The sequence below is a fragment of the Pseudoalteromonas sp. S408 genome, assembly GCF_005886645.1.
Lineage (GTDB): Bacteria > Pseudomonadota > Gammaproteobacteria > Enterobacterales > Alteromonadaceae > Pseudoalteromonas.
Genome location: NZ_PNDY01000028.1, coordinates 1 through 13,843 on the forward strand (window position 1 = coordinate 1; position 13,843 = coordinate 13,843).

General features: G+C 40.0%; 13 protein-coding genes. 9 read left to right on the top strand and 4 right to left on the bottom strand.

Annotated elements, in window-relative coordinates:
• Nucleotides 1-299: 299 nt before the first annotated feature.
• Genes CWB62_RS16355 through rph form a run of 3 tightly spaced genes read right to left on the bottom strand, consistent with a single transcriptional unit; the run spans nucleotide 300 to nucleotide 2,118 of the window.
• Nucleotides 300-686 (bottom strand): diacylglycerol kinase, encoded by a 387-nt coding sequence (locus tag CWB62_RS16355; RefSeq protein ID WP_058405258.1) that lies wholly within the window; start codon nucleotides 684-686, stop codon nucleotides 300-302.
• Between the two features lie 54 nt (nucleotides 687-740).
• Nucleotides 741-1,385: an orotate phosphoribosyltransferase gene (gene pyrE / locus CWB62_RS16360; RefSeq protein ID WP_058405257.1), complete on the bottom strand. Its 645-nt coding sequence runs from the start codon at nucleotides 1,383-1,385 to the stop codon at nucleotides 741-743.
• A 19-nt stretch (nucleotides 1,386-1,404) separates the two neighbouring features.
• Nucleotides 1,405-2,118, bottom strand: a complete 714-nt coding sequence (gene rph / locus CWB62_RS16365) for a ribonuclease PH (protein ID WP_058405256.1) — start codon at nucleotides 2,116-2,118, stop codon at nucleotides 1,405-1,407.
• A 179-nt stretch (nucleotides 2,119-2,297) separates the two neighbouring features.
• Here rph and CWB62_RS16370 point away from each other — a divergent pair, with 179 nt between their 5' ends.
• From CWB62_RS16370 to CWB62_RS16395, 6 genes are all read left to right on the top strand, one after another.
• Nucleotides 2,298-3,158 (top strand): YicC/YloC family endoribonuclease, encoded by an 861-nt coding sequence (locus tag CWB62_RS16370; RefSeq protein ID WP_138527578.1) that lies wholly within the window; start codon nucleotides 2,298-2,300, stop codon nucleotides 3,156-3,158.
• A gap of 118 nt (nucleotides 3,159-3,276) precedes the next feature.
• Nucleotides 3,277-3,897, top strand: a complete 621-nt coding sequence (gmk, locus tag CWB62_RS16375; RefSeq protein ID WP_058405254.1) for a guanylate kinase — start codon at nucleotides 3,277-3,279, stop codon at nucleotides 3,895-3,897.
• Between the two features lie 123 nt (nucleotides 3,898-4,020).
• Entirely contained in the window at nucleotides 4,021-4,296 is a 276-nt protein-coding gene (gene rpoZ / locus CWB62_RS16380) for a DNA-directed RNA polymerase subunit omega (protein ID WP_006794742.1), read from the top strand.
• A gap of 128 nt (nucleotides 4,297-4,424) precedes the next feature.
• Nucleotides 4,425-6,530: a bifunctional GTP diphosphokinase/guanosine-3',5'-bis pyrophosphate 3'-pyrophosphohydrolase gene (gene spoT / locus CWB62_RS16385; RefSeq protein ID WP_138527577.1), complete on the top strand. Its 2,106-nt coding sequence runs from the start codon at nucleotides 4,425-4,427 to the stop codon at nucleotides 6,528-6,530.
• A 12-nt stretch (nucleotides 6,531-6,542) separates the two neighbouring features.
• Nucleotides 6,543-6,935 (top strand): deaminase RidA, encoded by a 393-nt coding sequence (gene ridA, locus CWB62_RS16390; protein WP_138527576.1) that lies wholly within the window; start codon nucleotides 6,543-6,545, stop codon nucleotides 6,933-6,935.
• 156 nt (nucleotides 6,936-7,091) lie between these two features.
• The gene (locus tag CWB62_RS16395) at nucleotides 7,092-8,699 is read left to right on the top strand and encodes a flagellar assembly protein A (RefSeq protein ID WP_138527575.1); all 1,608 of its coding nucleotides are present in this window, start codon (nucleotides 7,092-7,094) and stop codon (nucleotides 8,697-8,699) included.
• Between the two features lie 37 nt (nucleotides 8,700-8,736).
• On the opposite strand, the gene asnA is transcribed toward CWB62_RS16395, so the two are convergent.
• Entirely contained in the window at nucleotides 8,737-9,732 is a 996-nt protein-coding gene (gene asnA, locus CWB62_RS16400; protein WP_138527574.1) for an aspartate--ammonia ligase, read from the bottom strand.
• Between the two features lie 197 nt (nucleotides 9,733-9,929).
• On the opposite strand from asnA, the gene asnC reads away from it, so the two are divergent.
• From asnC to recG, 3 genes are read left to right on the top strand one after another with little or no spacing between them, the layout of a single operon-like run.
• Nucleotides 9,930-10,388, top strand: coding sequence for a transcriptional regulator AsnC (asnC, locus tag CWB62_RS16405; protein WP_138527573.1), 459 nt, complete (start codon nucleotides 9,930-9,932; stop codon nucleotides 10,386-10,388).
• 40 nt (nucleotides 10,389-10,428) lie between these two features.
• Nucleotides 10,429-11,115 (top strand): tRNA (guanosine(18)-2'-O)-methyltransferase TrmH, encoded by a 687-nt coding sequence (gene trmH, locus CWB62_RS16410; RefSeq protein ID WP_058405248.1) that lies wholly within the window; start codon nucleotides 10,429-10,431, stop codon nucleotides 11,113-11,115.
• A gap of 60 nt (nucleotides 11,116-11,175) precedes the next feature.
• A complete protein-coding gene (gene recG, locus CWB62_RS16415) occupies nucleotides 11,176-13,257 on the top strand; it encodes an ATP-dependent DNA helicase RecG (RefSeq protein ID WP_138527572.1) in 2,082 nt (693 codons plus the stop codon).
• The last annotated feature ends 586 nt before the right edge of the window (nucleotides 13,258-13,843 follow it).

Sequence of the window (13,843 nt, forward strand, 5' to 3'; positions counted from 1 at the left end):
AGGGAAGCGAATCTTACGCTTCCCTGTGTTTTTGTCAACACTTAATTTTAAACTTTATAAAAATCTAAACCTAAGTTTCACTCGACTCACTAAGTGGTTTGCTTGCAGCTTAAGCGTTGCCTGCTCTGCCGTCTCAGTGGGGTCGCATTATAGGGAGATCCAAAAACAGATCAACCCTTTTTTGAAGAAAACTTGAAAAAATATGCTGTTCGATGAGTATTTGAACTAAACACACTAAAAAAACAACATTACTTTCATTTTATTAACATGCATGATCAATTTTTAATTGATCCAGTAGGCTAGGATCCTATGAACTTCATATACAAACTCACTCCCCACAAGATCACAAGGATCATCAGTGAGAGCGTAACAGCAGCAGAACCCATATCTTTTGCCCTGCCTGATAAGACATGCAGCTCTGTGCTAACACGATCAGTGAGAGCTTCAATGGCTGAATTTAATAGTTCAACAATTAATACCACCAATAGTGAGCACATAAGAATTGCCCAATGAAGTAATGAAGATGCTAGCCAAAATGAAAAAGGAAAAAGAATAATACAGATCAGTAACTCTTGTCTGAATGCAGCTTCTTCTTTAAACGCTGCTTTAAAGCCAAGATAAGAACAGTAAGTGGCTTTAAAAACACGTTTGAATCCTAAACCATTAGGTTTTAATACATCTTTCATTGATAAGCTCTTTAATATGGTCAAAAGAAAGCCCCGCAATGCGAGGCTTTATGTTTAGGCTACGCCGTATTGATCGCGATACGCTTTAACTGTTGCTAAGTGCTCACTCATTGTTCCTTGGTTTTCAAGGTAGCTAATAAGATCAGCAAGTTTAACAATAGAGATTACCTGCGTATTAAAATCACGTTCGACCTCTTGAATAGCAGAAAGCTCTGCTTTACCTTTTTCTTGACGATCTAAAGCTATTAATACGCCACTTAGGTCTGCACCGTTATTTGCAATAATTTCCATTGACTCACGAATAGCAGTACCGGCAGTAATCACGTCGTCGACTAACATAATTTTGCCATTAAGTTCAGACCCTACTAATGTACCGCCTTCACCATGCGCTTTCTTCTCTTTTCGGTTAAAACAATAAGGTACATCTTTGTTGTAATGATCAGCCAACGCAACCGCTGTAGTTGTAGCAATTGGAATACCTTTATAAGCTGGACCAAATAGAACGTCGTATTCTATTGCGGCATCTTCTAAAGCCGCAGCATAAAAGCGCCCCAAGCGCGCTAAATCACGACCAGTATTAAAAAGCCCTGCATTAAAAAAGTAAGGACTAGTTCGTCCTGACTTTAAAGTAAACTCACCAAATTTTAATACTTGCTTTTCTAGCGCAAATTCAATAAATTCTTTTTGGTAATCTTTCATATGTTTGCCGCCTGCCTATCTATGCTAATGCTTGCTTTTGAACGTCGATGATCTCACGAATAGAGTGCTTCGCTAATGTAAGTAACTCATCAAGTTCATCAAACGAAAACGGTTCACCCTCAGCAGTCCCCTGAACTTCAATAATTTTACCCGTTTCAGTTAAAATTACATTCATATCGGTTTCAGCAGCTGAGTCTTCAATGTATTCTAAATCACTTATAGCTTGGCCTTTATAAATGCCAACTGAAATAGCAGCGATCATATGTTTGAGTGGGTTTGAATTAATCATTCCTTTTGCGCGCATGTGCGTTAGTGCATCAACAAGTGCAACACAGGCACCACTTATTGATGCTGTGCGTGTTCCGCCGTCAGCCTGAATAACGTCACAGTCAATAGTAATCGTGTTTTCGCCAAGCGCTTTTAAATCAACTGCAGCACGAAGTGCGCGTGCAATCAAACGTTGAATTTCCATTGTGCGGCCGCTTTGCTTGCCACGAGACGCTTCACGAGCATTTCGTGTGTGTGTTGACCTTGGAAGCATCCCGTACTCAGCATTTATCCATCCCTTACCTTGGCCTTTCATGAAACGCGGAACGCCCGATTCAACCGTAGCTGTACAAAGTACTTTGGTGTTACCAAATTCAACAAGTACAGACCCTTCTGCATGCAAAGTATAATTGCGTGTAAATGATACAGGTCTAATTTGGTTTGGTGTTCTTTGGCTTGGACGCATTGACGATCCCCTTAATTCATAATTTGCCACATTATAAGTGTATGTGAGTACAGATACCATGCTGATTTAACAAATACCTGGTTGCAAAACATTCAGCTACTTAAATTTTCCCTAGAGGTTGGAGAGTGTTTCGGTATAATAAAAATTAATTATGTATTATAAAACTTAGGAAACCATCCATGATCCACAGTATGACAGCTTATGCGCGTCGCGAGATAAAAGGCGACTGGGGCACTGGCACTTGGGAAGTTCGATCAGTTAACCAACGTTACCTTGAAACCTTTATTCGCGCACCAGAGCAATTTCGTGGGATGGAGCCTGTTATTCGTGAACGTTTACGTAAACACTTACAGCGCGGTAAAGTAGAAGTATTTTTAAAGTTTGTTGCAAATCCAGCTCATGTTGGTGAGTTATCAATCAATCAAGCACTGGCTGAACAACTTATAAACAGTGCTAAATGGGTTCAACAGCAAAGTAATGGTGATATAAACCCAGTTGATATTTTGCGCTGGCCTGGCGTAATGGAAGCCGAAGAACTGGATATGGACAGCGTAAACACAGCGCTGATTGCAGGGCTAGATGAAGTAATTGAAGACTTTAAATCAGCACGGGGTGATGAGGGCGCAAATTTAGAAGAAATGATAACAACTCGCCTTGATGCCATCCTAGAGCAAGTAAACACAGTAGAAACTCACATGCCAGAAATTACTAAATGGCAACGTGAGAAGCTCGAACAAAAATTAGAAGATTTAACGACAAATATTGACGAGTCTCGTCTTGAGCAAGAACTAATTTATCTAGCACAAAAACAAGACGTAGCTGAAGAACTAGACCGCTTAAAGTCTCATGTTAAAGAAACTAAAAAAATTCTTAAAAAAGGCGGCGCATGTGGTCGACGTCTAGACTTTATGATGCAAGAGTTTAACCGCGAAGCAAATACTCTCGCCTCTAAGTCTATTAATAGCGATATTACAAATGCCGCTGTTGAGCTTAAAGTTTTGATCGAGCAAATGCGTGAGCAGATCCAGAATATAGAATAATCCATAATGTGCATTTAGCTCACTTGAGCATAATTAGCTAAATAAAGTACAATAAGGTAATTAAAGGCTTGAGTTATGTTTGTAACTCAAGCCTGTTTATTTTTAGATAGAGAAAAAGATGGCTCAAACTCGCGGAAACTTATTTATTTTATCGGCACCATCAGGTGCAGGTAAGTCTAGCTTAATTAATGCGTTACTCAAAAAACATACGGATATGAAAGTATCGGTATCGCATACTACTCGCTCACCTCGTCCAGGAGAGGAGAATAGTGTCCACTATCACTTTGTGACCACCGATGAGTTTAAAGCTCTGATTGAGAAAAATGACTTTTTTGAATGGGCACAAGTTTTCGATAACTATTACGGTACATCAAAACAAGCCATTGAGTCGCAACTTAATGCAGGCATAGATGTATTTTTAGACATAGACTGGCAAGGTGCGCAGCAAGTTCGTAAAATTATGCCAAGTGTACAAACTATTTTTATTCTACCGCCTTCTAAAGCAGAGCTTGAACAACGCTTAAATAACCGTGGTCAAGACTCTGCAGAGATTATTGCATCTCGTATGGCCAAAGCACAATCTGAAACATCTCATTTTAACGAGTACGATTTTGTTATTGTTAATGATGATTTTGATACTGCTCTGAATGATATAGAAACGATTGTTATGGCACAGCGTTTAACATTAAGTGTTCAAGAAGTACGTAACAAAAAATTGCTAAATGACCTTTTAAAGTAAATTAAGGTTATTAAACTTGCTCATATCAGTAAAACTGATAAAAATTGACCACTACCTATTGGCGAAAGTCCCTGCGTGCAGTAAACTACGCCTTTGCTTTTAAATTATTTTTGGAGTGCTGAGATGGCTCGCGTAACAGTTGAAGATGCAGTAGATGCAGTTGGTAATCGTTTTGACTTAATTTTAGTTGCGGCTCGTCGTGCCCGCCAAATTGCTGTTGGTGGTAAAACTCCACTAGTAGACCCAGAGAACGATAAACCGACCGTTGTTGCTTTACGTGAAATTGAATTAAACCTTGTTGATAGTTCATCAATGGATTTAATTGATCGCGAAGAACAACAACATCAAGAAGCAGCTGAACTTGCTGCTGTTGCTGCTATTGTTGGTGGCAACCAATAATCGACCTCCCGGTTTGATTTAGCCAACGGCACAGTATTTCTACTATAGCCGTTGGCAATCCTTTCTTTTCATCGTATATTCTTAACTTACCGTTACCTAATTTGCTTCACTAGAACATTGGAGTGTGAATGTATCTTTTTGAAGGTCTAAAAAAGAAAATTTCTGAATACTTACCTGCTGCTGAAGTAGAGCTGGTACAAAAATCTTACGTTGTAGCACGAGAGGCCCATGAAGGACAAGCTCGCTCGAGCGGCGAGCCTTACATTACTCATCCTGTTGAAGTAACTCAAATTCTAGCTGGAATGCATCTTGACCATGAAACACTCATGGCAGCATTAATGCACGATGTAATTGAAGACACCGACTTTAGCCAGCAAGATTTGGCTGAGATTTTTGGTGAAACCGTTGCCGAGCTTGTTGAAGGTGTAAGTAAGCTTGATAAACTTAGCTTTAAAGATAAAAAAGAGTTTCAGGCTGAAAACTATCGTAAAATGATCATGGCAATGACCCAGGATATCCGGGTTATTTTAATCAAACTTGCCGATAGAACGCATAATATGCGTACCCTTGGCGCTCTTCGTCCTGATAAACGTCGCCGTATCGCTCGTGAAACACTTGAAATATACGCACCAATTGCAAACCGTTTGGGTATTCACGATATAAAAAATGAACTTGAAGACTTAGGTTTTCAAGCATTATACCCTATGCGCCATCGCGCACTTAAGTCAGAAGTGGCTAAAGCGCGAGGAAATCGCAAAGAAGTTATTTCCAACATTCAAACCGAAGTAGAAGCTCGCCTAGAAGAGTCAGGTATTGTTGCTACGGTATCTGGACGCGAAAAACACCTTTATAGCATTTATAAAAAAATGTTAAATAAGGAGTTACTATTTAACGAAGTAATGGATATTTATGCCTTTAGGATTGCCGTTGATTCAATGGATACGTGTTATCGCGTGTTAGGCGTTGCGCACAATTTATATAAACCTATTGAAACTCGCTTTAAAGATTATATTGCAGTACCTAAAACAAATGGTTACCAATCGTTACATACATCGCTTGTTGGCCCTCATGGTATTCCTGTAGAAATACAAATTCGAACCCATGATATGGATCATATGGCCGACAAAGGCGTTGCAGCACATTGGATGTATAAAAAAGCAGGCGATGGTGCAGGAAATACTTCTCAGCAACGTGCTCGTCAATGGATGCAAAGTTTGCTTGAACTTCAACAAAGTGCGGGCTCGTCGTTTGAATTTATTGAAAACGTTAAAACAGAATTATTCCCTGAAGAAATCTACGTATTTACCCCAGATGGCCGAATTGTTGAACTACCCATGGGTGCCACTGCGGTCGATTTTGCCTATGCAGTACATACCGATGTAGGTAATACCTGTGTAGGTGCGCGTGTTAATCGAAAACCTTATCCGCTAAGTAAACCGTTAGATACTGGCCAAACCATTGAAGTGATCACCAGCTCAGGCGCTCACCCTAATGCAACCTGGCTTAACTTTATAGTAACGGGCAAAGCACGTTTAGGTATTCGTAATTACCTTAAGAGCCAACACCATGAAGAAGCTATGTTACTTGGACGGCGTTTGCTCGACTCTGCATTAGGCGAAAATAAGTTAGATAGTATTCCTGATGAAAATATTGCACGAGTTCTTGAAGAACATCAGCTCTCAACCTTGCTCGAATTGCTTGTAGAAATTGGCGCTGGAAACTTAATGAGCGTACTTATTGCCAAGCGTTTATTGCAAAATGATTCTGACGATTTAACCGATATAACTAAACAAGCCAAAGCGACCATTATTGGCACAGAAGGCATGTTGGTTAATTACTCTAAATGCTGTCGCCCTGTACCTGGTGATGCAATTACTGCACACATAAGCCAAGGCAAAGGATTAACAGTTCATCGCCAAGAATGTAAAAACATTCGTGGCTGGGAAAGTGAACGATCTAAATACTTGGTCGTAAAATGGGATGATAACCCTGAAAAAGAATACATAGCAGCCCTAAGAGTAGAGATTATTAATCATCAAGGTGCGCTGGCTAAGTTAACCAATGTGGTTGCTACAACTCAAGCTAACATTGTTGAAATAGCGACCGACGAAAAAGAAAGTAATTTATATGTAATAGACCTTGGAGTCACTGTTAAAAACCGTGTCCATGTTGCCAACATCATGCGTAAAATTCGTGTGATGCCTGATGTGCAAAAAGTCTATCGTAAGAAATAATATAGGAAAAACATGAACAAAGCATTTATATCTACTGAAAAAGCACCTGCAGCAATAGGTACTTACAGCCAAGCAGTTAAAGTAGGCACTGCAGTATACTTGTCTGGTCAAATTCCATTAATCCCTGAGACTATGGAAGTTATATCAGAAGACTTTAGTGAGCAAACACATCAAGTATTTAAAAATATCACAGCAGTATGTGAAGAAGCCGGTGGTAAAATTCAAGACTTAGTTAAAGTAAATATTTATTTAACTGATTTATCTAACTTTGCTGTAGTTAACGACGTGATGAGCCAGTACTTTAAGCAGCCATACCCTGCACGTGCAGCAGTTGGTGTACGCGCTTTACCAAAAGGTGTACAAGTTGAGATTGACGGAATAATGGAACTGCCTTCAACTAACTAATATTTTCCTGAGCTATAGACCCACTCTATAGCTCACACCTGTCCTCTTTTTGTACTATATTGTTATTCTTACTATCTTGACTCCGCCCTAAATTTCTATCACTCTGTAACTATGTCATTAATTTACTATAACTTTAGTGGTTAAAAAGGATTAGCTGTGTTTAAGCTTGCTCATAATGGGAATGTTTTACTCGATGTCAGTAAACACCCGCCTCCAAGTGCTACATTTGTTATTGAAGCGATAGAAATGTCTAAATTTTGCGACTGTAAAATTGATTACGACGCAATTAATGCATTCTTTAAAGATAAAAGTGCTGAGCCAGTACTTGTCGTCGCGACCAAACACAATGCAAAGTTAGAGGTTGTCATCAGTGACGATAAAATGATGGCTACTGGCGAGCTTACCGTCGCGCAAGGCGGTGATTTACTCAGCCTAGATGATGCAAAAAAACAGCTAGTCAAAGCGGGTATAGTTCGTGGTTATAAGCAAGCATACTTAGAACAACTATTACAAAAGCAATTTACAGCTAAAGCAGGTGAGGTGGTACAAGGTATTTTAGCGCAAGGCCGCCTGCCCAGCGATGGCTTGGCAACTAAACTCGTTACTAAAGTAAGAACTTTAAAAGACCATTTAAAAACCCCAAAGCTCAAAGAAGATGGCAGCGTTGATATGCGTGACTTTGGTAAGATGGCAAGTGTTGAGCCTGGCGCAGTTCTAATACGACAACAACCTGCAACACCAGGAAAAGAAGGCTTTACTGTTCTTGGCGATATACTACCGGCAAAACCAGGGGACAATAAACAACTTATTGCCGGTGAAGGTACCGAGATTTCTAAACTTAACCCTCTGGAGTTAGTATCAACCATTTCAGGTGTGCCTATTGAAATTACTAACGGAATGCGCGTAGACGATATTTTTACTATTCCCGATGTAAACGTTAAAAGCGGCCATATTGACTTTGAAGGCAGTGTAATTGTTACCCGTAATATTGACCCTGGTATGAAAGTAACCGCCAAAGGTGATATTACAATATTTGGTACCGTTGAATCTGGTGAGTTAACGGCCGGCGGCAATATTACTGTTAAGCAAGGCGTTATTGGGCATCAAAAGTCTGACGATAAATCGCTTTCGTGTAAACTTATATGTGAAGGTGACATTCATGTATCCCACTCTCAATATTGCTATATAGAAGCTGCAAATATTTTTATCGAACGACAAACTAGCCACTGTATTATGAAGGCACGCCATGCACTAAAGGTAGGCCAACCAGATTTACCTAAAGGTAAGATATTTGGTGGTGAAATTTTAGATGCTACAACGCTTATTGCTGGTGAAATAGGAAACGAATCAGGTGCTAAAATGGTTATTAATTTAGCACGTTCCGGCGGTGATATTACAGCTGAAACTGACGAATGCTTTAAAGAGCTTGCTAAAACAGAGCAGCAATTAGACTCTTTACAACCAGCACTAGAAAAAGCAGATTTGCTTAAAGATCCAGAGAAAAAAAATGAGTTAATTAGTAAAATTGGCGCAACTCAACTTCACCTTTGCCAACAAGCAGAACAGTATGAAAGGCAGCTTTCATCACTAGAAAATAATCTTCACGAACTACTTACTAAAGCAAATTTGGTTGTTAATACTGTTTTGCATTCAGGGGTAGAAATACATATCTTTGATAAGGCGTTAAAAACAACACGCAACTACCCACCTTGCACAATAAAACTGATGAATAACAAAGTAGAAGTTGAGTTTAAAACATCGTGAATCTAGAGTGCTCATCAGAGCACTCTTATATCTTTCATTAGAGTAGACCCTCAACGCTTGCATGTGTTTGTGTTGACCATACTCCAACTTGAACTTGTCCAATATGTTCCTTTTGCAGCAATAACATAGCCAAACGTGATTGCCCAATACCACCCCCAATAGTTTGTGGGAACTGACTTTTTAATAATGCCTCATGCCACTCCAATTGCAGGCGCTCGTTATCACCTGTAATATTTAACTGAGTTTTGAGTACTTCAGGGCTTACGCGAATACCCATAGAGGATATCTCAAAAGAGTCTTCTAATATTGGGTTCCATACTAAAATATCACCATTGAGCCCTATGTCGTGTTCGCTTGTTGGCGTAGACCAATCGTCATAATCTGGCGCTCTTACATCGTGAATTTGACCATCGCCTAATTGACCGCCAATTCCAATTAAAAATACAGCGCCGTATTTTTTCGCAATTGCTTTTTCACGACTTTTAGCAGTAAGATCAGGGTATATTTTACGTAGCTCTTCACTATGCACAAATTGAATATCGCGTGGTAAAAAAGGGCTAAGCGAAAAGTGTTCGCTAACAAATTGTTCTGTTTCTTTAATGCCTTCATAAATCGATGCAACTGTATGCTTAAGGGTCGCTAAAGAACGCTCTGTTGATTCACAAATTACTTTTTCCCAATCCCATTGATCCACATAAACCGAGTGAATAGGACTTAGCGACTCTTCATCTGGACGCAGCGCCTTCATTTGAGTATAAAGCCCTTCACCTAAACTAAACCCATACTTACCCAGCGTTTTACGTTTCCATTTTGCTAGCGAATGAACAACTTCATATTGGCTATCGGTAATCGCTTTTACATTGACTGCCACAGCATTTTCATGACCGCTTAAATCATCTTGTGTGCCATCACCTACCTTTGCAAGAATAGGTGCCTGAACTTCGACTAGCCCTAACTGTTTTTCTAGTTGCCGTGAAAAAAATTGCTTAACGCTACTTATTTGCAACTGTTGCTGAACATAGTGTGAACTCATAATAATTGGCCTCATTCCCAGTTATTGTTACCTAGCTTATTTTTATTAACACACCTAAAGCGCGCCATTAATGAGGTTACTGTAACGATTTAAACTTTTAATTCAATAACCCATAATAAAAATAGCTTTAATATGTAAAATCGATTAATTTACATGGTATAAAAATGTAGATTCCCTAATTTAAGTAAGCAAAAATAATGGAAAATTATCAAATCGATAATCTCGATAAACAGATACTTCACGCTCTAATGGAAAATGCCCGTACAGCCTACGCAGAATTAGCTAAACGGTTTGCTGTAAGTGCCGGCACAATTCACGTACGCGTAGAAAAAATGAAACAAGCGGGTATCATTACCGGCACCCAATTAAGCATTAGTACAAAGCAACTAGGTTACGATGTATGTTGCTTTATTGGTATTAACTTAAACAACGCTCGCGACTACCCAGAAACACTGATTAAACTAGAAGCATTAGAAGAAGTAGTTGAAGCTTATTACACCACGGGTAACTACAGCATTTTTATAAAGGTAATGGCCAAGTCTATCGACCATCTGCAAGACGTGCTCATTAATAAAATTCAAGCGATAGAAGCCATTCAGTCCACCGAGACCCTAATCTCTTTGCAAAATCCAATTAGCCGTACAGTGATGCCTTAGTACATAAAATTTCGTATAATTAACAAAAAAGAGGATCACCATGCAGCATAATCGCTATCAACGAATTAAAGACGTCTTATCGCGTCGTCAAACCGACTTAACCGTATGTTTAGAAGACGTACATAAACACCATAACCTATCGGCTATTGTAAGAAGCGCCGATGCAGTAGGATGTCACCATGTACATGCTGTATGGCCTGAAAACCAAAAATGGCTGACTAATAATACATCTGGTGGAAGTAAAAACTGGCTAGAAACACACCTGCATAAAAATATTGATGATGCAGCTGCAATGATGCGACAGCACAACCCAGATGTACAAATACTAGCAACTCATTTGAGTGAAGATGCTGTTGATTTTAGAGAAATAGATTACACAAAACCCACAGCAATTATTGTTGGGCAAGAAAAAACAGGGATCTCTACACAAGCTCTTAAGCATGCAGATCAAAACATAATTATTCCTATGCAAGGTATGGTGCAATCTCTTAATGTTTCAGTGGCTGCAGCACTCATTTTATTTGAAGCACAACATCAACGCGAAAAGGCAGGGCTATATAGCCGTAACATGTTGAGCGAAGATATAAAACACCCTATGTATTTTGAAGGCTACCACCCGGTTATAGCCAAGCAATGCCGTATAAAAAAACTCCCCTATCCGCCACTTGATGAGGAAGGTGAAATAGTTGCTGATGATGAATTTTGGCATGCTTTAAAACATGCTTGATGCTTAGCAAGCCTGTGAGTACACTTAACTCATTCACAAATAAAAAGATTTGAGCCTACATTGTCTAAACCTAGCTTAAGCCAATACCCCATTACAGAACTTAAAGGGGTAGGACCCAAAATGGCCGAGCGCCTTTTAAAGCTAGGTATTAAAAGCGTGCAAGATATGCTCTTTCACTTACCACTTAGGTACGAAGATAGAACCCGTATTTATTCTATTAACGAACTATCATTACATAGCCACGTCAGCATTGAAGCCACAATAGAAACAAGCCAAATCACATTTGGTAAAAGACGGATGCTAGTTGTACAAGTAAACGACGGGACTGCTAGGCTCACACTTCGGTTTTTTAACTTCAGTGCAGCTCAGAAAAGTGCATTAAGCCCTGGCAAAATAATACGCTGCTTCGGCGAAGTTCGCCGCGGGCGAGTTGGCTTTGAAATGAGTCATCCAGAATACAGTTTAAGTGACACACCTAATGAGCAGCCGACAGCTTCAACATTAACGCCAGTGTACCCAACAACAGATGGTTTAAAGCAATTATCGATTAGGGCGCTAAGTGAACAAGCTTTAGATCTGCTAAATAAATACTCTGTTGAAGAACTGTTACCCGTGCAATGGCAACCTTCTCAACTTGCACTAGCTGATGCCTTACTGTTGCTTCACCGCCCACCTAGTAATACCGACGTTATTGAACTAGAGCAAGGAATGCACCCTGCTCAGCAGCGTTTAGTATTTGAGGAATTACTCGCACAAAATCTAAGCCTATTAAAAGTAAGAGAGCAAGGTCAACAGGTACAAGCGGTATCTCTTAGCCCAACGAATAAATTAGAGCCTCAATTTTTATCACAACTACCTTTTGCTCCAACAAACGCACAAAATCGTGTCGTATCAGAAATTAAATCTGACCTACAACACCCTTACCCTATGATGCGTTTAGTTCAAGGCGATGTAGGCTCGGGTAAAACCTTAGTTGCTGCACTAAGTGCATTAACTGCAATAGCTCAAGGATTTCAAGTCGCCTTGATGGCTCCCACTGAAATACTGGCAGAACAACATGGCATTAGTTTTACCTCATGGTTTGAGCCATTGGGGATAGATGTAGCATGGCTTGGTGGCAAAACAAAAGGTAAAGAGCGCGTAGAAACACTAGAAAAGATAGCCTCTGGCAAAGCACAAATGATTGTGGGTACACATGCGTTATTTCAAGATGAAGTGAAGTTTAACAACCTAGTACTCATAATTATTGATGAACAACACCGATTCGGTGTTCAACAACGTTTAACACTAAGAGAAAAGGGCCAGTTTAATGGCTGTTACCCACATCAACTCGTAATGACTGCAACTCCAATTCCGCGCACTCTAGCGATGACAGCTTATGCCGACTTAGAAGTATCTATTATTGATGAGTTACCACCAGGGCGTACACCTATCACAACAGTAGCACTTCCAGACACACGTCGAGACGATATTATTGCTCGCGTTAAATTAGCTTACCAAGAACAAGGCCGCCAAGTTTATTGGGTCTGTACACTGATTGATGAATCAGAGGCACTACAATGCCAAGCTGCTGAAGATAGCGCCCTACAACTGAAAGATGCCCTGCCAAGTTTAAATATTGGCTTAGTGCATGGGCGAATGAAGCCCGCTGAAAAACAAGCTATTATGAATGATTTTAAAAAGGGCTTAATACATGTTTTAGTTGCAACAACAGTAATTGAAGTAGGTGTAGACGTGCCTAATGCAAGCCTAATTATTATTGAAAACCCAGAACGCTTAGGTTTAGCACAATTACACCAGTTACGCGGGCGTGTAGGGCGAGGTAGTGTTGCCTCTCATTGTGTACTTTTATACCACGCACCATTATCTCATACCGCTCAAAAGCGCTTAGGTGTTCTCAGAGATAGTAACGATGGCTTTGTTATAGCCGAGCGTGATTTAGAAATACGCGGTCCAGGTGAAGTACTTGGAACTAAGCAAACAGGATTAGCAGAATTTAAGATTGCTGATTTAACCCGGGATAAACAAACTCTGAATCAAGTAAGACCCATTGCACAACAGATGTTAAATCAATACCCGCAGTATATAGAGCCACTCATTCAACGCTGGTTGGGCAACAAGTCAAACTATGCACAAGCATAACCCCACTATATATTCATAAGTAGAAGCTCATCTTCTAGCTTTAAACACTTTGGTACTAATGGGTATACGTTAGTTACCTTTTGTCTTAAAAATAAAAAATAACAGCCTTTGATGAATAGCGCTTTCTTGTATTAGAAGCCTGCGGCCTTGCAATGTCGTAGTGCCCACCGCGGTGGAGAGCCACAGTGAAATGCTGCACTATTATCGACCAATGCATTCGATAGCCAAAACACTGTTAACAAAGAGGCGCTTCGCTTAAGAGACGCTGCGCTTTAGAGAAGAAAATGCTTAATTTTACTTTTCTATAGACGTAAAAAAGCCCGACTCTTTCGAATCGGGCTTTCTTGTATTTGAAGTCGGTGCGCTACGCAGTAGAATGTCCTACTTTCACATAGCAAATGGGATACTATCATTGGTCGGGGCTCGCCTTCGAGCTGTTTTGTTTCACTACTGAGTTCGGCATGGGCTCTTGGCTATTTACTAAACCCCAGACAGCAAAAAACCCGTCACATTGCTGTAACGGGTTTCGCTTATTTGAAGCCTGGTAATGTCCTACTTTCACATAGCAAATGCTACACTATCATCT

Excerpts from the sequence above, each read along its gene's own strand:
- CWB62_RS16355 (WP_058405258.1), bottom strand. The coding sequence starts at position 686 with ATGAAAGATGTATTAAAACCTAATGGTTTAGGATTCAAACGTGTTTTT.
- pyrE (WP_058405257.1), bottom strand. The coding sequence starts at position 1,385 with ATGAAAGATTACCAAAAAGAATTTATTGAATTTGCGCTAGAAAAGCAA.
- rph (WP_058405256.1), bottom strand. The coding sequence starts at position 2,118 with ATGCGTCCAAGCCAAAGAACACCAAACCAAATTAGACCTGTATCATTT.
- CWB62_RS16370 (WP_138527578.1), top strand. The coding sequence starts at position 2,298 with ATGATCCACAGTATGACAGCTTATGCGCGTCGCGAGATAAAAGGCGAC.
- gmk (WP_058405254.1), top strand. The coding sequence starts at position 3,277 with ATGGCTCAAACTCGCGGAAACTTATTTATTTTATCGGCACCATCAGGT.
- rpoZ (WP_006794742.1), top strand. The coding sequence starts at position 4,021 with ATGGCTCGCGTAACAGTTGAAGATGCAGTAGATGCAGTTGGTAATCGT.
- spoT (WP_138527577.1), top strand. The coding sequence starts at position 4,425 with ATGTATCTTTTTGAAGGTCTAAAAAAGAAAATTTCTGAATACTTACCT.
- ridA (WP_138527576.1), top strand. The coding sequence starts at position 6,543 with ATGAACAAAGCATTTATATCTACTGAAAAAGCACCTGCAGCAATAGGT.
- asnA (WP_138527574.1), bottom strand. The coding sequence starts at position 9,732 with ATGAGTTCACACTATGTTCAGCAACAGTTGCAAATAAGTAGCGTTAAG.
- asnC (WP_138527573.1), top strand. The coding sequence starts at position 9,930 with ATGGAAAATTATCAAATCGATAATCTCGATAAACAGATACTTCACGCT.
- trmH (WP_058405248.1), top strand. The coding sequence starts at position 10,429 with ATGCAGCATAATCGCTATCAACGAATTAAAGACGTCTTATCGCGTCGT.